Here is a 19,264-nt window from a genome sequence, read left to right as displayed (position 1 = left end):
GGAACCCGTCGAGAAGAAGAACTCCGTCAAGCAGCCTGCTGCCGGAGGATCCGTCCATGTCAGCCGCGCAGGGCCTGCCCGGAGGGGTGGGACGAGGGAGTGGGTATCACCCCGAAGCAGACCGGGCCGCAAGGTCAAGTGTCTGAAAGATCTTCGGTCAAGCATGATGGCCGACCGACTCTGGGGCATCGTGGCGTCACCAAACCCTGCGGCCCCATCCATCCGCGTGGACCTCTATCGCGGTGACAGAACCGCGCCCCTGCGCTGACGCTGCGCGTCCCGAAGCGCGGCGTTCACCGCCCGACGGCCGTTGTTCTCGAGGTCCTCCAACAGGGCGTTCATAGCGGTTTCCCCGCCCTTGCGAAGCTCGACGACAAGCCGCCTGTGCAGGTGGGCGAATCTGTCGACGGAAAACTGAGGTCGGACGGTCACGAAGAGCAGCTGCAGTTCGTCCTGACACGAGGAGTAGGCCGAAATCAGTCGGGTGTTGCCGGAGCTGCGGACGATCGCCTCATGAATCCGGCTGTGCGCCGCTGTCAGCTCCTGCCACTCGACGTCCTCGGGCAGGGCGGCTAGCTCTTCGACCGCATCACTCACCTCGTCGAGGTCAGCGCCTCGTTTGAGAGCGAGCCGAAGGCTCCCGAGCTCAAGTGCGATGCGATACCCGAACACCTGGTCAATGCGCTCTTGGGTCAGCTCCGGGACCAAGGCGCCCTTGTTGCGCTCGTGCACGAGGAGCCCGCTGTCGACGAGGGACCGGATAGCGGTCCGTACCGTGTAACGGCCGCAGTGGAATCGGGCGCTGAGCTCTCCCTCGCGCAGTCGATCCCCAGGCAGGAAGTCGCCGTTGAGGAGATCGCGGCGGAGCGCTACCGCGACCCGATCCGCTGCCGGGCCATGGTGGTCTTCTGAAAGCGGCATGACATTCATGATCGCACCTGAGCGGTAGGTGACGGGCCGACACTGTCAGGATGCCTTCCCTTCACCCCCGCTGTGTCCTTTGCAGCCGCGCTCCCACCGGGCCGGCGGAGCAGGACCTGGTCGGGGTCGACATCCTCGATCCTGTTGACGCCCAGCAGGCGGAGTGTTCGCGCCGCCTCGTCGTAGAGGATCTGGAGGGCTCGGTCGACTCCTCGCTCGCCACCGGCCATCAAGCCGTAGAGGTAGCCGCGGCCGATCATCCCCGCCGATGCTCCCAGTGCACGGGCGGCGACCAGGTCCGCGCCCGACGTGATGCCGGTGTCGATGAACACCTCGGCCCGCTGCCCCAGTGCCTTCGTGACGTCGGGCAGGAGGTCGAGTGGCGTCGAGGCTCGATCCAGCTGGCGGCCTCCGTGGTTGGAGAGCACGATGCCATCGGCACCGTAATCCACCGCGCGACAAGCGTCGTCGACCCGCTGGATGCCCTTGACCACGAGCTTCCCACCCCATTGGTCGCGCAGCCACCGCAGGTCCTCGAACGTCACTCGCGGGTCGAACATCTTCGAGACCAGCTCCTCCACAGTCCCGTTCCAGGACTGCAGGGAGGCGAACTCCAGCGGTTCGGTCGTCATCAGGTTCAGCCACCAGGACGGGTACCGCGAAATATTGGCCAGCGTCTTGAGCGTCAGGGTGGGCGGGATGGTGAACCCGTTGCGCACGTCCCGCAGCCGCGCCCCGCCGATGGGCGTGTCCACGGTCAGGACGAGGGTGTCGATGCCGACCTGCTTAGCCCGGTCGATGAGGGCCTCGCTCGCCGACCGGTCCCGCCACAGGTAGAGCTGGAACCAGTGTCGTCCGTGGGGCTCCTCCCGACGCAGGTCCTCGATAGAGGTCGTGCCCATCGTCGAGAGTGTGTAGGGAATCCCCGCTCGCGCCGCCGCTCGCGCGACCGCCGTCTCTCCGCCGTGATGCATCATGCGGGTGAACCCGGTCGGCGCGAGGACCAGGGGCAGGGCGCTGGGCATGCCCAGGACGTCGACCGTGGTGTCGACCTCTGCGACGTCCCGCAGGATGCGGGGCCGGAACTCCAGGTCCAGGAACGCGTCCCTGGCGCGAGCGAGGCTCGTCTCCGTCTCCGCCGCGCCGTCAACGTAGTCGAAGACCGGCTGCGGGACCCGCCGACGTGCGGCAGACCTCAGGTCATCGATGGTGAGGGTCTTCGCGAGGCGCCGCTCGACCGGATTCAGGATCAGTTTGCGCCGTTTGAGCAGGGGGCGCAGTTCCGACCACCGAGGCAGCCGGCGGCGTACACGCCTCGAGGGCTCGGCGTTAGCGGCCCGCGTGTCGATCTGACCGGAAGTCATCTGACCTTTCCTCCCTAGCGCCTCCGCATGGCGTGTGTCACAGTAGCATTCGATTGCGACACAATCGGCGAACACCCCCGACGAGGCGCCATCGACCATGCCGGGTATCGACGTACGAGGAGACGGCCATGACCAGTTCGATGCCCGAGATCAGCGACCAGACAAGACCAAACCAAGCCGGGGAGACCGGCGGCGCGGACGGCCTCAGGAGCAACGCGCTCGGCACCAGCGATCTGGTCTTCATCGTCGTCTCGGCTGCCGCACCGCTGATGCTGATGGTCGGGATCGCCCCGCTCGCGATCATGGTCGGCGGCATCGGCGCGCCGTCTGCGTATGCCTTCGCTGGCATCGCCCTGGCGATCTTCGCCGTCGGTTTCACCACCATGTCCCGCCACATTGCCGGCGCGGGTGCGTTCTACTCCTACATCGCGGTCGGGCTCGGCCGGACCGCGGGTGTGGTCTCCGCGCTGGTGGCCCTGGTCTCCTACAACGCGCTGCAGATCGGCGTCTACGGCCTGGCCGGAGTGACGATCCAGGGAACGTTTCTCGAGGTGTTCGGGATCAACCAGCCGTGGTGGGTATACGCGCTCTCCTGCGTCGCGATCGTCTGGTACGTCGGTTTCCGCAGCGTCGCGTTCGGCGCGAAGTTCCTCGCCGTACTGCTCACCGCCGAGACCGCCCTGCTACTGATCCTGGCGGTCGCGATCCTAGTGCAGGGCGGCGGCAGCGAGGGGCTGGGCGTCGAGTCCTTCGCCCCGGACCACATGTTCGTCCCGCCGATGACCGTGGTCCTGCCGGTCGCCTTCGCCGCATTCATGGGTTTCGAGGCCACTGTCATCTACCGCTCCGAGACGCGCAATCCGCGCCGCACCATCCCGCGCGCGACGTACATCGGCGTGGCCGTGCTGGCCGGAACGTACGCCTTCGTCGTGTGGAGCATCATCCAGGCCTTCGGCGCCGGCGGCGCCGTCGACGCGGCCACCAAGCACGGCGTGGAGATGTTCTTCGTCGCCGGTGAGAGCTACCTCGGCGGCTGGTTCACCACAGCAATGCACCTGCTGATGGCCACCAGCGTCGTCGCCAGCCTGGTTGCCTTCCACAACACCATCACCAGGTACTCGCTCGCCATCGCCGACGAGGGCCTGCTGCCGGCGGCGCTCGCTAAGGTCCACCCCCGCACTCGCGCGCCGTACGTCGCCGGCCTGGCGCAGACGGCCCTGGCCGTGGTCATCGTCAGCGGCTTCGCACTCGCGCAGGCCGACCCGTACACCCAGTTCATGATTTGGGTGAATACCCCGGGCGTCTTCGGCATCCTGCTGCTGCAGGTCGCCGCCGCGATCTCGGTCATCGCCTACTTCCGCAGGCGGACCACGGGCGAGGGTGCCTGGCGTACGGTCGTCGCACCCGTCATCGCGGCGGCCCTCATGCTGGTCGCGATGGTCCTGTCGGCGCGGAACATCTCGTTCCTCACCGGCACCACAGGCCTGGTCAACCAGGTCCTGCTCATGACGATCCCGGCCACCTGCGCCGTCGGCTTCGGATGGGCGGTCTGGCTGCGCCGGAACCACCGGGAGGTCTTCGACGCGATCACCGCCGACTGTGACACGGCCGGTGAGCCGGAGACGGTCCAGTGATCGCTGCGGACCGGCTGGTCACCGGCGCTCGGATCCGCACGCTCGGGAAGTGTCCGCATCCGACGCAGCGGAGGCGGACGGCGAAGTCTGTGCCGCCAGCCGCGACGTTGGATGGCTCGGTGCTGACTCCGTTGGGGGCAGCGACCTCGCCGACCGCGCGGCGGGCCCGTTCGGAGTCCATCAACGTCTGCGCTTTGCACCAGACGCCGTGGCCGTGGCGGTCGAAACTGCATGGCTGTAACCCGGTCGACGGCCTCCCGGCGACGTTCCTCGCTGACCCGTAATGGTGGGCTCGGGTATTGGAACTCTCGGAATGCCCCTGCGGTCAGAGTGGATCGAGGAGTATCAAGACCTTGTCCCAGGTGTCATCGGGTGCGAGGCGGAGCGCCCTGGGCCAACAACCGATCTCGCGCCAGCCGAGTCGGCTGTAGAAGCCCTCCAGCCCCTCATCTCCCCGGGCCGCGAAGTGGAGCTGTTCGAGTCCAAGCTCGTCGCGGGCGATTTCCGCAGGTCACGCATCAGGGTGGAGCCAACACCGCGGCCGGAGGTCGAGTATGCCTTCGTTCGTCAAGCGAAGGAGCATGTCAGCGGAAGCTGACATCGGTAGGGGTCAGGCTTTCGAGTTCCGGCGGCTGACCTCGGCTGCGTAGACGCCCCAGCATCCGGCGGCGGCTCGCTGCCACTTTGACAGCGACGGTGATGTCGATGCCGAGGGTGCGGCGGGCACAATGGAGGATGTCCCACGGTTCGCCGCGTGCGGACCAATGCGGCTTTACTGCGCGCATGCCTCGATCCCACGCATGCAGCACAGTCCGTGGTGGGGTGTCGCCCAACTTCCCGGGCTGCCATGGCTCTTCACCTTGATAGAGGCCGACGTGCTCGATGTGGTTGGCGAGTGCAGTGAGGATGCGGGCAGGGGTGGGGTGGCTTTCTTTCACCGGCCTCGACATAACGCTCTTACTTCACTTACCCGGCAAGGGGCTCTCGTCGCGAGTGCGGGGAGCAGGTGCCGCTCAATGCCGCTCGATGCCGCGATGTGGGACCCTCCCCGCAGGTGCGGTGAGCAGCGGTCGGCGCCGTTGTACATCTGCCCACCTCCGGCCGCCTGAGCGGCGCCAAGGGCAAGGCAGTCGTCTCCGAGTGGCAAGGCGTGCTGCGCTGGCGGGAGTTGAGCCGGGTGCGCCGCGACGTACCGATCAGCTGGCAGGCCACCGGAAGCGTCAGCCCTGCGCTGCCCCCGCCCGCTGAGGTCATCGAGAAGCTCGGGCTGTGGTGACCACGATGAGCGAAAGCGCTACCGGAGGTCCGCCGAAAGACCTCCCCAACAACGCCCCGCTAACTCGGCCTCCAACTGCCGTTTACAGATCGTCTCATTTGGCGGGTCGGTAGCCTGAGCGCATGACTGTGGTGGAGCGCTTGGTTCCGGATGAACTGTGGGAACTGTTCTGCCGGGTCGTGCCCGTAGCTCCGAGTCGGCCTCAGGGAGGCGGGCGACGGCGGTACGGCGACCGAGAAGTGCTGGCCGCCATCATCTTCGTTGCCAACACCGGCTGCACATGGCGGCAGTTGCCGCCGGTGTTCGGCCCGGCCGGGACCACCGCCCACCGGCGGTTTACCGAGTGGAGCCGGCAGCGGGTGTGGGCCAAGCTGCACCGGCTGGTACTGGATGAACTCGGTGCCGAGGGCGAGTTGGACTGGTCGCGGTGCGCCATCGACTCCGTGAACATGCGGGCGGTCAAAGGGGGGACCTGACAGGTCCGAATCCCGTGGATCGCGGCAAGAAAGGCGCCAAGATCCACTTGATCACCGACCGGTCCGGTCTGCCCCTCTCGATCGGCATCTCCGGCGCAAACACTCACGATAGTCAGGGACTTGAGCCCATGGTCCGCGGCATCCCACCCATCCGATCCCGTCGCGGCCCGCGCCGACGCCGCCCGGCCAAACTGCACGCCGACAAGGGCTACGACTACGACCACCTGCGCAGATGGCTGCGGACCCGCAACATCACACCGCGCATCGCCCGCAAGGGAGTAGAGGACTCCCGGCGCCTTGGACGCCACCGATGGACCATCGAGCGCACCATGAGCTGGCTTGCCGGCTGCCGCCGACTCCACCGACGCTACGAACGCAAAGCTGACCACTTCCTAGCCTTCACCAGCATCGCCTGCACCCTCATCTGCTACCGCAGACTCACCAAATGAGACGATCTCTTAGCCCACTGAGGCTTCTCACTTGCGAGTTGGGTTCCGCTCCGTCCTGCCCTGCACCCCCTTGTGAGGTGAAACGTCATGCTGATGCGCTCCAGCCCTGAAGGGTGTCTTTATTGCCGTACGGTGGTTGACCTGGGGTTTTGCGATCGCTCAAGTATGGGCATGATCAGTGATCGTGGGTCTGCGACTGCTCTACTTGATCTTCTGCCGACTGCTGGACTGTCTCCTGTTGCTGGGCCGGTCGGCCGCCGGGAACAACGCGGAGATCCTTGCCCTTCGTCATGAGGTCGCCGTGCTGCGCCGGCAGATCGAGCGGCCGCGGCTCTCATGGGCTGATCGTGCTGTGCTCTCCGCTCTCGCTCGGCACCTACCACCCGTCTTACGTCGCCATCGGCTGGTTACCCCGGGCACCTTGCTGAACTGGCACCGCCGTCTGGTGCGCTGGAAGTGGCGCCAGAGGGCGGTCGGACCCGATCGGCCACCGCTGGCGGAAGAGACAGTCGCGCTCATCCAGCGCCTGGCGATAGAGAACCCGACCTGGGGATGTGTCAGAATCCAGGGCGAGCTGCGACGGCTTGGCCATCGGGTTGCCGCCGCCACGATCCGGCGCGTCCTGCGCTGCTCCGGCTAGCCGCCTGCACCGCAGCGAGCATGCCAGCAGACTTGGGGCTCGTTCCTGCGCTCCCAGGCCCACTCGCTACTCGCCTGCGATTTCATGCACGTGGAGACCGTCTTCCTTAAACGTCTCTATGTCTTCTTCGTCATGGAGATCAAGACCCGGCGCGTCCATGTCCTGGGTGTCAGCGCACGCCCTACAGGCGTACGGGTCGCCCAACTCGCCCGCAATCTGCTCATGGATCTCGAGGAGAGGGCTGGGTGCTTCCGGTTCCTCATCCGGGACCGGGACAGCAAGTTCACCGCCGCGTTCGATGCCGTTTTCGCCGGCAACGGCACAGCCATCATCTCGACGCCGCCGCAGAGCCCCCGGGCAAATGCGTTTGCCGAACGATGGATACGTACAGCCCGCGCCGAATGCACCGACCGCCTCCTCATCACCGGCGAACGACACCTACGTACGGTCCTCACCAGGTACGCCGAGCACTACAACGCGGGGCGAGCCCACCGCAGCCTGGACCTACGTGCCCCCAGACGACGACCCGCACATCGTCCCCCTACCTGTTGGCACGGTCCGGCGCCGACAGGTGCTCGGTGGACTGCTCAACGAGTACCACGCCACGCCACCTCGACTGCCTCACCATCGACAGAGAACGACCAGCTCAGCAGCCTGATCGGAATAATGACACCCTTCAGGCCGCTACCCGCTCACGGCCTCGGCGCACATGACCGTGCTGACGATCAAGGAGGCCGGTGTGGAACGACGGGCTTGCCCGCTCGGACGCTGTGCGTGCGGCCAAGTACGGCACGGAGCCGCTGAGTTGGGCGCTCCTGGTCGTCGAGCACCGGACTCCGTCGTCGACCTGGTTCAGTCCGACCGCATCACGGCGGACATGGAGGGCGGGGAGGTCTGAGATGCGTGAGAAGGGCGCCGCGCACCGCCGAGGCCGCCGCCCGGGTGACAAAGCGAGCGATGTCCCGGGGCCATGCGTCATGTTCCTGGGGGATCAGGAGACAGACCGCGCCATGCACGCCGGCACACAGCAGCCTGGCGGTTTCGGTGGTGCTCTCCACCGGTACCCCGGCAACGTGACATGCTGCGACCTTGTCCCGGAAGTAGCGAAAGCACGCGTCCTCGTTCCGGCGACTGGCCTCGGTGGCCTCGCCATCCATCACCAGCCGGTACTGGGCGGGATGGCGAAGTCCAAACGTGATGTAGGCGACGCAGGTTTCGTGGAGCGCCGTCACCGGATCCGGGACCCCCCGGGACACTGCTTCCAACTCGATGAACAGGGAACTCCACACTCGCAGACAGGTGGCGTGAACAAGTTCCCTCTTTGAGGCGAAGTGAAGGTAGACGGCCGGCGGGGTGACCCCCGCGCTCGTCGCCACCGCGCGAATCGTCAGAGCGTCGGCACCGCCCTCTTCGAGCAGTTGACCGGCGATGTCGAGAAGCCGCTCGCGGAGCAGACCGCCCTGGCCCTTGGCGGCGCGAACGCGGGAGCCGGTCACAGGAAGGGGCTTTCGGGAGAGAGCGGCATCAGGACGTCTTCGGTTGGACGACGGTGACCACCTGGGTCACCCGGGCGCACAGTTCGCCTTCGGCGTCGTGCACATCGACCTCGATGACGGTGTTGCGACCCACGCGCAGCGGACGGGCTGTTGCGACGACGTCCGTGTGTGCCGGTCGGAGGAAGTGCGAGGTCGACTCCACGGTGGCCGGTGCGGCGCCGGCCGGGCCGTTGAGCGCGGCGCACACGGCACCGCTCACATCGGCGAGTCCCATCAACGCTCCTCCATGGAGGCCACCGCCCACGGTGGAGAGCGAGAGGTCGTGTGCCTGCGTGGCGCGAACGCCGGCTGCCGTCATCTCGTCGACCACGACTCCGAGGGTCTTGGCGTACGGTGCGAGCGCGTAGACGTCTTCGGCTGCAAGTGCGGCCACGGTCTGCTCCCATTTGAGTTAAGAAAGATAAGTTATCGACGTTAACTCAGCTCGTCAACGAGGGAGGTGTGGTGCCGACGCGGCCCAGCGACCGGTCCGCTGTGCACAGGACCAGGAACACAGCGGTCACACCGATGAGCGACCAGGCCATGGCGTGCAGTCCGGAACTGGTGGCGCCGTCGCGGAAGAACAGGGCATTCGCCGCCGCCGCGAACAGTGCGCCGATGTACATGAACGTGCGCAGAAGCCCCGCGGACGAACCCATGCGGGCCGAGTCGGCCTGTGCGTACAGGGCATTCTGGTTGGCCAGCCCGATCAGCCCGTGCGGGATGCCGACGACCGCGCTGAGCACGACAAGCACCCAGACCGGACTGTCGTCGTGCAGAAGTAGCAACGCCGCGCAGCCGAGGCACTGGAAGAGCGCGCCGACGACGAGTTTGCCTCGCACCCGGCTACGGCGCCCCGTGATCGCGGTGACACCGATGGCCGTCACCGACAGTGGCAGCAACAGCAGCCCGGCCTGCGACGCGCTGAGCCCTCGGCCCTCTTGGAGCCACTGACTGTAGCCGTAGAAGAAGGAGTGCGACGTGGTGTAGGCGAGGCACTGCCGGGTGAACGTGGCAAGCAGAGGTACGTTCCCGCCGAGGACTCGAAGATCTATGAATGGCTGGGCGACGCCGAGTTCGCGGTGGACGAATACCGCGCCCGCGGTCAGACCGAGCACCGGCAGATACCAGTGTGCGACGGCAGGGTTCATCAGGAAGAGCATGAAGGCGGTCAGCGATCCCGCGAACCACAGCATGCCTGGGACATCGATACGTGTCGTCCCCCCCGGAGGCGGGGTGCGTGGCAGCCACAGTGTGCCCAGGACAAGGCACATAAGCGACAGCGGCACATTGATGCCGAAGATCAGGTGCCAGCCGCCCGTGCCGATTAGCAGGCCACCGAGGGCCGGGCCGACGACCGCTATGACCTGGTTGGAAATCGACAGCGCGGCAAGGACGCTACTCGGGTTCCGCCGGCCGGTGCGCTCGGACTCGGAGCGTAGTAACGACATGGACGCCGGGAAGGCTGCCGAGGTGCCGAATCCGAGAAGGACGCGGGAGGCGACCAGTACCCACAGGTTCGGAGCAAGAGTGCCGAGCAGCCCGGCGAGGCCGGCCAGCGCGGTGCCCAGTAGATAGAGCCAGCGCGGACCGAAGGCGTCAACGAGTCGGCCGATCACAGGCTGGCCGACGGCCGTCGCGAGGTAGAGGCCGGAGACGAGCCATGCCGTCTGCGAGGGCGGCACACCGAAGGCGCGGCCGATCGGGACCAACGCGACCGCGAGCATCGAGGAGTTGACGGGGTTGAGAACCGAGCCCAGGATCATCGGTGCGATCAGGCGGCGGTCGAAGCCGCCCGTCTCCGTAGGGCGCTGTCCGCGCGCGGCTGTACGCGTCACGCCTGCGCCACCTTGTCGAGCAGCGCCATGGCGGTGGTGATGGCCCGCACCTCCTCCTCGGTGCCGTGCTCTTGCAGGGCCCGGGCGAGCCACGCCTGACGGGCGAGGCGCTCGCCCCTGCGCCGTTCATGCCCCCGATCGGTGAGCGAGACGAGTTGCCGCCGCCCGTCATCGGGGTCCGGGCTGCGCGAGACGAGCCCGGCCTCTTCAAGGGCGATGACGGTCTTGGCCATCGACTGGGGCCGTACGCCCTCGGCGGCGGCGAGATCACTGGCGGAGGCGGGACCGTTCCTGGCGAGGCGGCGCAGGACGGAACTCTGCGGCGGGGACGGTTCCCTCTCCCCGCCCCCGCCCAGCGGTTCCTCGGCCGCTTCCAGGGCTCGCAGCTTGCGGCGGAGTCGGCCGAACACCACCCAGATGTCGCCGGCCGCCTGAACGGCGGCGTCGGTCAAGGGCTCTTCACCCCTCGTCGTCATGCCTTCACGGTAGATAGACAGCCCAGGCTGCACAACCTGGGCTGTCTAAATCTTCGTGTTCAGGGAGCCGGCCCGTCGACGGTGCTGTCGAGGAGATCCCGGAAGGTCTCGCACATCCTGGTCGCGGCGTCTGCCGCGGTGTCGGCGAGTGGCGCGTACTTCCAGAATCCGTGCGGCAGCGTCAGCTCCTCGAAGGGCACCACCGTGACCCCTTCCGCACGCAGCCGCTCCAGGAAGAGTCGGGCGTCGTCGCGCAACGGGTCGAGGCCGGCGCCGACTAGCACGGTCGGCGGAAGCGAGGCGAGATCAGGTGACAGCAGGGGAGCGAAGCGCGGGTCCCGGCGCTGATCCGGATGGCTCAAGTACTGCCCGATGAACCACTCGATCGCCGGAGAGGTCAGACCGTATCCCTCCGCGAACGCTGTGCGCGAGGGTGTCGCGGGGTCCCCTGGAGGAGGAGATAGGCGAGGAGTTGGGTCACGGGCGCGCACGGAGTGTGCGCCAGGGCGAGGGCGGCGCCGACGGCGAGGTTGGCCCCCGCGCTGGTGCCGGCCACTGCGACCCTCATCGGCCGGGAGGACCGGCCGATCAGTGCGGCCGCGTTGGCCCATATCCACCGGACCGCGTCCACGGCATCGTCGTAGGCGCACGGAAACCGGTGTTCGGGCGCGAGGCGGTAGTGGACGGAGACGACGGGGCGCTCCGTCACCTCGCACAGCATCCGCGCCTGCCCGTCGTGGGTGTCGAGGTCGCCCTTCACGAAGCCGCCGCCGTGAAAGAAGAGCACCACGCAGTCGTTGCGCGCGCCCGGATAGACGCGGAGGGGAAGTGAGCGCCCGTCGAGGTGCGCGACACCGTCACGGGAGTCGCCGACTCGTGGCGGTGGGCGGTCGGCACTGGCTACGGAGCCGGTTGCTGCCCGCAGCGCCCCCAGGTCGGGCGGCCCTGTCCGCCTTCGCGTGTCGCGGTCGCCCATCAGCCGGGCGACCTGTGGATCGAGTCGATGGGGCGTCACGGCTCGGTGACCTCCGGTGTACGGGGCTGCGACGACGCGGACACCTGGGCTCCGAGGAACCGCTGGACCGCGGGGAGGACCGCGAAGTGGTCGTGGGCGGTGCCGGGCACGATGTCGAGGCGGGCGTCGATGCCGTGTTCGCGCCAGTTGGCACGCAGCACGTTGATGCTTTCGACGCGATGGGTCCCCGCGGCCATGGGCCGGCGGTCTTCGTCCGGTGCGAGTTCGGCCGTGACGGTGTCGTTCTCCCCGACGACCAGTTGAACGGGAACGCCGCGCAGAGCCGCTGGGTCGGCGTCGGTCCCGAACCGCTCCTTCATGTCGGCCGTGCCGTGCCACCACGTCGTCGAGGGGTCGAGGAGAGTGACGCGCCCGGGGGCGCCCACCGACAGGGACGCCAGTCGGTGGGGGTGGAGGTAGGCGAAGCGGTGGGCGAACTGGCCCCCTCCAGAGAAGCCGTGGAGGTGGAAGCGGTCGGCGAGCACATGCCAGCGGGCCGCGGCCTCGTCGACCATGTCGAGGAGGGCTTCGTCGGGACGGAATCCGGCGGGGGAGAGGAGCTTGTAGCTGTCCACGTCGTTCGGGCCGCTGATCCCGGCGGGGAAGAGCGGGGCGAGGACAACGCAGTGGTGGCGCTCGGCGAAGTCGGCGAAGGCATCGCGGAGTGTTTCGGCGCGCCGCCGTGTTCCGTGGACGGTCACCACCAGGGGGAGGGGTGGGTCGTCGGGGGCGTGGTCGGCGGGCACGTAGAGGCAGTAGGAGAAGCGGGGGTCGCGGGCCAGGGCGAAGAAGGCGGTGCGGCCGGTGAGGAAGGTGATCCCGGGGTGGCCGGCGGGCAGGTCCCAGGGAGCCAGAGGGCGTTCGGCGGTCATGCCTGGTGCTCCTTGTTCGCGTCGCTCACCGTGAGGTCCATCAGAGGGGCGTACTGCTGGCCCGCGTAGCAGTCGCTGTCGTGCAGGTCGCCCTGGACCGTCGGGCGGGGGAGGGAGACCTTCACGGCGAGAGCCAGTGGGTGGTTGACGAGCAGGATGTCGGCGGGGTCGGCGCCGTAGAGGTCAGCGAAGAGTTCCCTGTTGAGGAAGCCGCTGGCGACGAGGGCGTCATAGGCGGCCCGGTCGTGGCACATGAAGTCGAAGGTGAGAGTGAAGGGGCCGGCGTTCTTGGAACGCACCAAGGAGCAGTAGTCGAGCAGAGTGGTCATGGGTTACAGCTCCTCGGTGGTGGTGCGGAACAGTTCCGTGGGACCGACGCCGGTGACGACGTGGTTGAGGCAGAACCGGTAGAGAGGGCCGCGGTCCATCTCGGGCGGGGAGTACGGGTAGGCGAGGGTGGAGACCAGCCCGTCGTATTCGGGTATGGGCAGATGACTGCTGGCGTGCGCGACGAAGGTGGCGACCGCGTGGGCGGTTGCCTGGTCGGGTGCCGTCACCGTGATGAGGACGCCGAGTTCGCGGGGGTGCAGGGCTTCCGGTTCCGCGGCGGCCAGGACGGCCCCGTCACCGTAGAGCCGGAAGTCGATGTCCACGCCGTCGGGGTCCACGGCGCCGCCGAACACGTCCAGGATCTTGTCCTCGAAGTACTTCTTGGCGAAGGGGAGCAGGTCGGGCAGGCGCCGGATGACCACATGGTCGCGCACCCCTCCGACGATGACGGTCTGGTAGCCGACGAGTTCGGCCCCTTCGAGTTTGTTGCTGTAGCAGTCCGCGGGGACGAAACGCGCCCCGCGCGCCCGGACGGTGCGCTCGTCGACCGCCTCGTAGGTGGCGTCGCTGGTGTCGAGGGTGCCCGACGGCTCCACGACGCGATACGGGTCGGCGTTCTCGTACAGCGTGTGGGCGGCCACGGACCGCGGGGTCAGACGGCTGCCCTCGGCGAGCGTGGTGACATCGAAGTGGTCGTCCCGCAGATGCGCGAGCAGGCCGTTGGCGGAGGGCGGTATGGCGCAGGCGGCGCCGCACTCGATGGTCTTGGCCATGTGCCAGGTCAGGCCGGGGTCGGCGCCGAGCATGCCGGGCAGCGCGGCGAAGAGCGCGGTGTCGCTGGCGCGTCCGGCCAGGATGACGTCGCAGCCGGCTCCCAGGGCCTCCTGGATGGGCTCGACCCCCATCATGGCGACCGTGTGACCGCGGGCGAACAGCTCCCGGTCGATCTCGGGGGCGTACGGCAGCGGCTGGAGACGGCCAGCGTCGTAGAGGCGCTGGAGTCGTTCGGCCGGCTGGTCGGAGTAGATCAGCGCCAGTTTGAAGTGCAGGTTCTCCGCCGCGGCGATGTCGCGTACGAGGGCGGCCACGCGGTCGACTCCCGTGTCACGGCCGCTGGTGCCGCAGGACCCGATGATCAGCGGCACCCCCAGCTCGTCGCGCGCGGTGAGCAGCAGGCGCAGGTCGCGCGCGACGGCCTGGTCAGAGAGTTTGGGGTTTCCCGAGCCGAGCGCGGCCGGCCCCGAGTCGGTCGATCCGGCGTCGCACGCGATGACGTGCGGGCGGGCCGCGACTCCGCGTTGGAAGGCGGCGGCGTCGAAGCCGGCGCCGAGGGCTCCGGTGGGAGCGAGGATGCGCAACTCCATGAGTGTCTGTGTCCTTCGTGAGGAGTGATCGTCGAGGGGTGAGTGTTCAGTGCGTGGAAGGAGCGATACGGCGGGCCAGGCGGGTGAAGACGGCGAAGGTGACCGTGGCGAACACCGCGCCGTTCAGGAACATGAAGCGCCACCCGGTCGCGTCGGCGGTGAGGCCGAGCAGGGCGGGGCCGAGTGCCGCACCGGTGGACGAGGCGACGGTGTACAGGCCGGTGTAGGTGCCCAGGACATGTCTGCTGGGGGCGAGATTCCACAACGCGACGAGGGCGTTGACGGCGAAGGCCGCGTAGCCCACGGAAGTGATCACCATGGAGATGACCGTGCCGGGAACCGTGGGGACGCAGAAGCCGATGAGCAGGCCGACGATGAACAAGCCGACGCCGTAGCGCATGGCGTGCACCTGACCCAGCCGGGACGAGGCGTAGGCGAGCGGGACGACGCAGACCAGGAAGGCGACGGCGCCGGGGAGCGCGAGTCCACCCGCCGAGCCGCGGGACAGGCTCAGTGCCTCGGTGCCGTAAGGCGTCAGCAGCGCGCGCAGGGCGGACCACATGCCGGCGAAGCAGAAGATGCCGAGCATGAGCAGGGCCCGGGCGCGGGACGGGTCGCGCACCATGTCCTTGATGACAGCCCAGGGTGAGGCGAAGTCGGCGGACGGTGGTTTCGCGACGGGGTGCGTCTCGGCGGCGGAAGGCCGACCGGTGTGCGACAGCATGGCGGTGTGGTGTCGGCGGCCCAGGAAGAACCAGGACGTGGTGAGGAGCAGCAGCATCAGGACGGGCGGGATGGCGAACGCCAGGGTGATGCTGCGGTCGATGACAAGCAGGCTGATCAGGGACGAGACGACGATCGTGAGACTGACACCGGCCTTGACGAAGCCCTGGGCCTTGCCTCGGTGGGAGGTGGCGACGTAGTCGGAGACCAGGGTCTCGGTGATGCCCTTGAACGTGTTGGCCAGGGCCGCGAAGCCGACGACGCACAGCATGAGCAACGGCAGACTGCGCGTCCAGGGGATCAGGGCGAAGGGCACCGAGGCGAGGGCGGCTCCGGTCAGGATGATCGCCCATCGGCCCTTGCCGTCGCGTGCGCGACGGTCGGACAGGAATCCCATCCAGGGCTGGATCAGGACCCCGAGGATATTGTCCATACCCATGATCAACCCGACGAGGCCGGCGGAGGCGATGTACTGCCGCAGCTCGGAGGGGACCTGGGCGTCGTAGAAGTTCCACACCGATTCCTGGGCGAAGACGGCCATGGTCACCCACAGGACCGTCGTGGCGCTCATCCGTCGCGGAGCGGACCGTGCCTCGGAGGGGGTGGCCACGGAAATTTCCTCAAGCGGCTCGGGCTGAGGTGCGATGTTGGACATGGCGGCTCCTTTGCCATATGCCATAGCATTGCTATTTGCTATAGCATCTGAGAGGTAGGGATAACCCCCTTCGGCGACTCTCAGTGCGAGAAGCGCGCCGTGAGCAGCGAGGAGCTCGACGCCCGACTGTGCGCGTTCATCAGCTCTTCCGCGCGCCTGCCGTTTCCGGCGGCGATGGCGTCGTAGATGGCGCGGTGCTGGTGATAGCGCGCATCCACGACGCTACGCCGTTCGTCGCTGATCTCGGACAGGACGCTGTTGCGTCGTTCGTCCGCGCCGAAGGCGTCGACCATGTGCAGCATCTGCAGCAACGTCGCGTTCCCGCTGGCCTGGTCCACCAGGGCGTGGAACTGCCGCATGCAGTGCAGTATCTCCTCGATCAGCTTCCGCTCTTCGTCACTGCCGGGAGTGAGCCCAACCGCCTGATCGCGCAGGCGGTCCGCCTTGTCGAGGGTGGCACGCATCCGCGCCTTCTGCTCTGCGGTCGACTTCTCCGCGGCCAGACGTGCGGCCAGGGCGCGCAGCGAGTCCCCGATCATGGAGAACTCCCGCAGTTCCTCCTCCGCGTACTTCGCGATGCGCACCGAACGCGGGCCGGTTCGCTCCACCAGTCGGTCCTGCTCCAGACGGCGCAACGCCTCGCGTACCGGTGTCGCGCTGATGTCGAGAGACTCGGCCAGCCCCCGCTCGGTCACCTTCTGGCCCCGTTCGAGGACGCCCGAGACGATCGCCTCACGGATCGCCGTGTACGCCTGGTCGCCCAGGGTCGCGGAGATCGTGAGCTGCGGAAGCTGCGCCATGAGCAGTACGGTATTTGCTACAGCAGAATTGTCAACCAGTTGCGAGTGGGTGAATTTCGGGGGAGCCCTGGCGGCCGGAGGATGGAGGCCGTCGCCAGGCAACCGTCAAGGAACGCTCAGGGTCACGGCGGGCCGGCCGTCAAGTGCCCTGTGAATGATGTGGTGGAAGGGCTGTCGAGCCGAGAAGAAGGACCCGTGAACCAGGTAATTGTCGCAGGCGGGCCATCGCTGGTGCGGGCCGCGCTCACCAAGGTGATCGATGCGAGTGACACCATGAGGGTGGTCGGCACTGCCGCGCACAGCAAGGAGCTCAGAGACATGCTCGGCGTCGGCGTGGACGCGGAGGTCGTCGTACTAGAGCGGTCCATCCACACCGGGGAACCGCACGAGTTCACCGCTCTGATCAGCGAGGTCTGTACCGTGGCGCGGACCGTTGTCTTCGGCGCTCCCAGTGACCAGGAGGTCGATGCCCAGGTGCGGGCCGGCGCCACGGGCGTCCTCGGCGCGGATGTCAGCGCCTCCCAGCTCGTCGCCGCGCTGGAAACCGTGTGCCGGGGCGGGCTCGTCGTCGCCCTGGGGACGGCCCCGGCTGTCAACAAGGCGCCGGCGCGGGTCACGCCCGAACTCACCCGGGGTCTCTCCGTGAGAGAACGCGAGATCCTCACCATGCTGTCGAGCGGTCAGGACAGTGCCTCCATCGCCCGCGACCTTGGCCTCAGCCCTCTCACCGTGAAGACCCACATCACGCACATGCTCAGCAAGCTGGGAATCCGCCGGCGCGGACATTTGGTCGCCTTCGCCTATGAGAGCGGGCTCATCGTGCCGGGCATGACACCCACCGGTTTCATCGCCCCCCGGCTACAAGCAGCCTCGTGACCCGGGCGGTCGGCAACTCGGTTACCAAGGCGTCGTGTTGTCACCCGGGCCGAGCATGTCGCTGGTCCCGCAGCGGCAGTTCGGCTGCGGGACCGCGACATGCTTCTGTGCGGCGGCGCGTGCGGGACCTACGCTTCGCGTGCACCCTGGTACATCTCCTCGATCAGGTCGCTGTATTCGCGCTCGATCACCGGCCGCTTCAATTTCAGGCTCGGGGTGATCTCGCCACGTTCCACATTCAGGTCGCGGGGCAGCAGCCGGAACTCCTTGACGGTCTGCCACCGCTGAAGTCCGGCGTTGAGCTGCCGTACGTACCCGTCGATCAGCTCGACCGTGGCGGGTGCCGCGACGACCTCCTCGTACGACTTCCCCGCCAGGCCGTTCTCCCGGGCCCACTGGAGGATCGACGGCTCGTCGAGCGCGATCAGGGCGGTGCAGAAGTTCCGGTCGGCGCCGTGGACGAGGATGTTGGAGACGTACGGACAGACCGCCTTGAACTGCCCCTCCACCTCGGCGGGGGCGATGTACTTGCCGCCGGAGGTCTTGATGAGGTCCTTCTTGCGGTCGGTGATGCGCAGATAGCCGTCGTTGGAGAGTTCGCCTATGTCGCCGGTGTGGAACCAGCCGTCGGGCTCCAGGACCTCGGCGGTCTTCTCGGGCAGCCCGTGGTAGCCCTGCATGATGCCGGGGCCGCGCAGGAGGATCTCGCCGTCGTCGGCGATACGGACCTCGGTGCCGGGCAGCGGCTTGCCGACCGTGCCGGTGCGGTAGGCGTCGTCGGGGTTGACGAAGGCGGCGGCGGAGGACTCTGTCAGGCCGTAGCCCTCCAGGATGTGGATGCCCGCGCCGGCGAAGAAGTAGCCGATCTCCGGGGCGAGGGACGCCGACCCGGAGACGCAGATGCGCAGTCGCCCTCCGAGGGCCTGGCGGAGCTTGGCGTGGACGAGCCTGTCGGCGATCGCGTGTTTGGCGGACAGGCCGACCGAGACGAAGGCCGAGCCGGAGTTGCGGAAGTTGTCCTGGCTGACCTTGGCGTACTCGCGGGCGACCTCGGCGGCCCACTGGAAGATCCTGAACTTGGCGCCGCCGCCCGCACGGGCCTTCGCCGCGACCCCGTTGTAGACCTTCTCGAAGATGCGCGGCACGGCCGCCATGTACGTCGGCTTCACCACCGGAAGGTTTTCGGTGATCATGTCGGCGCGGCCGTCGACGGCGACGACATGACCGACCTCGATATGGGTGGAGATCAGTGCCTTGCCGAAGACGTGCGAGAGCGGCAGCCACATGTACTCCACGTCGGTGGCGCGCAGCAGCCCGGTGGCGGCGGTGGCCTTGGCCATGTACGACCAGTTGTCGTGCGGCAGCCGTACCCCCTTGGGGCGGCCGGTGGTGCCGGAGGTGTAGATGAGGGTGGCGAGCTGGTCCTTGGTGATGGCGGAGTCCCGCTGCTTGATCAGTTCCGGGTCCTTCTCCAGGCTGCCCGGCCCCGGGCTTCCAGTTCGGAGAGGCTGAGGACCCACTCCTCGCCGGTGGTGGTGGCGTCCGGATCGATGACCACGACATGGCTGAGCTCGGGCAGCTCGGCGCGCCTTTCGACCGCCTTCGCCAGCTGCTCGGCGCTCTCCGCGATGAGCACCCGGCTGCCGGAGTCCGACAGGATGTACGCCGATTCGTCGGCGTTGGTCTGCGGATAGACGGTGGTGGTCGCCGCGCCCGCGCACATGATGCCGAGGTCGGCGAGGATCCACTCGATCCGCGTCGAGGACGCCAGCGCCACCCGTTCCTCGGTGCGCACCCCCAGCTCGATCAGGCCGGCCGCGATGTTGTAGACCCGCTCGGCGGCCTGCGCCCAGCTGAGCGACTGCCAGTCGGCCGGGCTCTCGGCGGAAGACGGCGGTACCGGGTAGCGGTAGGCCTCGGCGTCCGGGGTGACCGCCACGCGCTCCAGGAAGAGTCCCGCGACGGACGGCGGACGATTCCCCATGGGTGTCTGTGTGTTGTGCACGACATCCTCCGGATA

The 19,264-nt window shown here is 67.8% G+C and carries 18 protein-coding genes and 2 pseudogenes; 5 read left to right on the top strand and 15 right to left on the bottom strand.

Translation table 11 applies throughout. The annotated features are described in order from the left end of the window. Positions 1 to 234 precede the first annotated feature (234 nt). Together ACJX2R_RS12070 and ACJX2R_RS12065 are read right to left on the bottom strand one after the other, a co-directional pair. The gene (locus ACJX2R_RS12070; protein ID WP_413100088.1) at positions 235 to 930 is read right to left on the bottom strand and encodes a GntR family transcriptional regulator; all 696 of its coding nucleotides are present in this window, start codon (positions 928 to 930) and stop codon (positions 235 to 237) included. Next, positions 927 to 2,384, bottom strand: a complete 1,458-nt coding sequence (locus tag ACJX2R_RS12065) for an alpha-hydroxy-acid oxidizing protein (RefSeq protein WP_413100087.1) — start codon at positions 2,382 to 2,384, stop codon at positions 927 to 929. Before ACJX2R_RS12065 ends, ACJX2R_RS12070 begins: the two co-directional genes overlap by 4 nt. A 29-nt stretch (positions 2,385 to 2,413) precedes the next feature. On the opposite strand from ACJX2R_RS12065, the gene ACJX2R_RS12060 reads away from it, so the two are divergent. Next, positions 2,414 to 3,919, top strand: a complete 1,506-nt coding sequence (locus ACJX2R_RS12060; protein ID WP_413100086.1) for an APC family permease — start codon at positions 2,414 to 2,416, stop codon at positions 3,917 to 3,919. Between the two features lie 584 nt (positions 3,920 to 4,503). Here ACJX2R_RS12060 and ACJX2R_RS12055 read toward each other — a convergent pair. Continuing rightward, entirely contained in the window at positions 4,504 to 4,857 is a 354-nt protein-coding gene (locus ACJX2R_RS12055; RefSeq protein ID WP_413100085.1) for a DUF6197 family protein, read from the bottom strand. A 212-nt stretch (positions 4,858 to 5,069) separates the two neighbouring features. On the opposite strand from ACJX2R_RS12055, the gene ACJX2R_RS12050 reads away from it, so the two are divergent. The 3 genes and pseudogenes from ACJX2R_RS12050 to ACJX2R_RS12040 all read left to right on the top strand — a co-directional run bounded on the left by ACJX2R_RS12050 (position 5,070) and on the right by ACJX2R_RS12040 (position 7,418). Continuing rightward, positions 5,070 to 5,195, top strand: a complete 126-nt coding sequence (locus ACJX2R_RS12050) for a hypothetical protein (RefSeq protein ID WP_413100084.1) — start codon at positions 5,070 to 5,072, stop codon at positions 5,193 to 5,195. 122 nt (positions 5,196 to 5,317) lie between these two features. Beyond that, positions 5,318 to 6,120, top strand: a protein-coding gene (locus ACJX2R_RS12045) for an IS5 family transposase (protein ID WP_413100083.1) whose coding sequence is annotated in 2 segments (ribosomal slippage) — positions 5,318 to 5,666 and positions 5,666 to 6,120 — 804 coding nt in all. Because the reading frame shifts where the segments join, the coding sequence is not laid out codon by codon here. A gap of 184 nt (positions 6,121 to 6,304) precedes the next feature. Next, positions 6,305 to 7,418: pseudogene (locus tag ACJX2R_RS12040) on the top strand (integrase core domain-containing protein). A gap of 208 nt (positions 7,419 to 7,626) precedes the next feature. On the opposite strand, the gene ACJX2R_RS12035 reads toward ACJX2R_RS12040, so the two are convergent. From ACJX2R_RS12035 to ACJX2R_RS11985, 11 genes are all read right to left on the bottom strand, one after another. Further along, complete coding sequence (locus ACJX2R_RS12035; protein WP_413100082.1) at positions 7,627 to 8,256, bottom strand: TetR/AcrR family transcriptional regulator; 630 nt, start codon at positions 8,254 to 8,256, stop codon at positions 7,627 to 7,629. A gap of 28 nt (positions 8,257 to 8,284) precedes the next feature. After that, positions 8,285 to 8,689 carry a PaaI family thioesterase gene (locus ACJX2R_RS12030; protein ID WP_413100081.1) on the bottom strand — a complete coding sequence of 135 codons (405 nt, stop codon included), beginning with the start codon at positions 8,687 to 8,689 and terminating at the stop codon, positions 8,285 to 8,287. Between the two features lie 46 nt (positions 8,690 to 8,735). Continuing rightward, positions 8,736 to 10,061 carry an MFS transporter gene (locus ACJX2R_RS12025; RefSeq protein WP_413105833.1) on the bottom strand — a complete coding sequence of 442 codons (1,326 nt, stop codon included), beginning with the start codon at positions 10,059 to 10,061 and terminating at the stop codon, positions 8,736 to 8,738. 68 nt (positions 10,062 to 10,129) lie between these two features. After that, positions 10,130 to 10,609: a MarR family winged helix-turn-helix transcriptional regulator gene (locus tag ACJX2R_RS12020; protein ID WP_413100080.1), complete on the bottom strand. Its 480-nt coding sequence runs from the start codon at positions 10,607 to 10,609 to the stop codon at positions 10,130 to 10,132. Positions 10,610 to 10,668: 59 nt separating this feature from the next. Then, positions 10,669 to 11,100, bottom strand: coding sequence for an alpha/beta hydrolase fold domain-containing protein (locus ACJX2R_RS12015; RefSeq protein ID WP_413100079.1), 432 nt, complete (start codon positions 11,098 to 11,100; stop codon positions 10,669 to 10,671). Further along, positions 11,007 to 11,624 (bottom strand): alpha/beta hydrolase fold domain-containing protein, encoded by a 618-nt coding sequence (locus ACJX2R_RS12010; protein WP_413100078.1) that lies wholly within the window; start codon positions 11,622 to 11,624, stop codon positions 11,007 to 11,009. The genes ACJX2R_RS12015 and ACJX2R_RS12010 overlap by 94 nt, the downstream gene beginning before the upstream one ends. Next, positions 11,621 to 12,496, bottom strand: a complete 876-nt coding sequence (locus ACJX2R_RS12005) for a poly(aspartic acid) hydrolase (RefSeq protein ID WP_413100077.1) — start codon at positions 12,494 to 12,496, stop codon at positions 11,621 to 11,623. The genes ACJX2R_RS12010 and ACJX2R_RS12005 overlap by 4 nt, the downstream gene beginning before the upstream one ends. Then, positions 12,493 to 12,825 (bottom strand): DUF4387 domain-containing protein, encoded by a 333-nt coding sequence (locus ACJX2R_RS12000; RefSeq protein WP_413100076.1) that lies wholly within the window; start codon positions 12,823 to 12,825, stop codon positions 12,493 to 12,495. Before ACJX2R_RS12000 ends, ACJX2R_RS12005 begins: the two co-directional genes overlap by 4 nt. A gap of 3 nt (positions 12,826 to 12,828) precedes the next feature. Next, positions 12,829 to 14,190 (bottom strand): acyclic terpene utilization AtuA family protein, encoded by a 1,362-nt coding sequence (locus ACJX2R_RS11995; RefSeq protein ID WP_413100075.1) that lies wholly within the window; start codon positions 14,188 to 14,190, stop codon positions 12,829 to 12,831. A 46-nt stretch (positions 14,191 to 14,236) separates the two neighbouring features. Then, positions 14,237 to 15,523, bottom strand: a complete 1,287-nt coding sequence (locus ACJX2R_RS11990) for an MFS transporter (protein ID WP_413100074.1) — start codon at positions 15,521 to 15,523, stop codon at positions 14,237 to 14,239. Positions 15,524 to 15,648: 125 nt separating this feature from the next. Further along, entirely contained in the window at positions 15,649 to 16,368 is a 720-nt protein-coding gene (locus ACJX2R_RS11985) for a GntR family transcriptional regulator (RefSeq protein WP_413100073.1), read from the bottom strand. Positions 16,369 to 16,563: 195 nt separating this feature from the next. Here ACJX2R_RS11985 and ACJX2R_RS11980 point away from each other — a divergent pair, with 195 nt between their 5' ends. Beyond that, on the top strand, positions 16,564 to 17,244 hold the full coding sequence (locus tag ACJX2R_RS11980) for a DNA-binding response regulator (protein WP_413100072.1): 681 nt from the start codon (positions 16,564 to 16,566) through the stop codon (positions 17,242 to 17,244). A 128-nt stretch (positions 17,245 to 17,372) separates the two neighbouring features. On the opposite strand, the pseudogene ACJX2R_RS11975 reads toward ACJX2R_RS11980, so the two are convergent. Continuing rightward, positions 17,373 to 19,249, bottom strand: a pseudogene (locus ACJX2R_RS11975) (AMP-dependent synthetase/ligase). Between the last annotated feature and the right edge of the window lie 15 nt (positions 19,250 to 19,264).

The sequence above is a fragment of the Streptomyces sp. Inha503 genome, from assembly GCF_047215865.1.
Classification (GTDB): domain Bacteria; phylum Actinomycetota; class Actinomycetes; order Streptomycetales; family Streptomycetaceae; genus Streptomyces; species Streptomyces lycopersici.
This window is presented reverse-complemented; position numbering and strand designations above follow the sequence as displayed.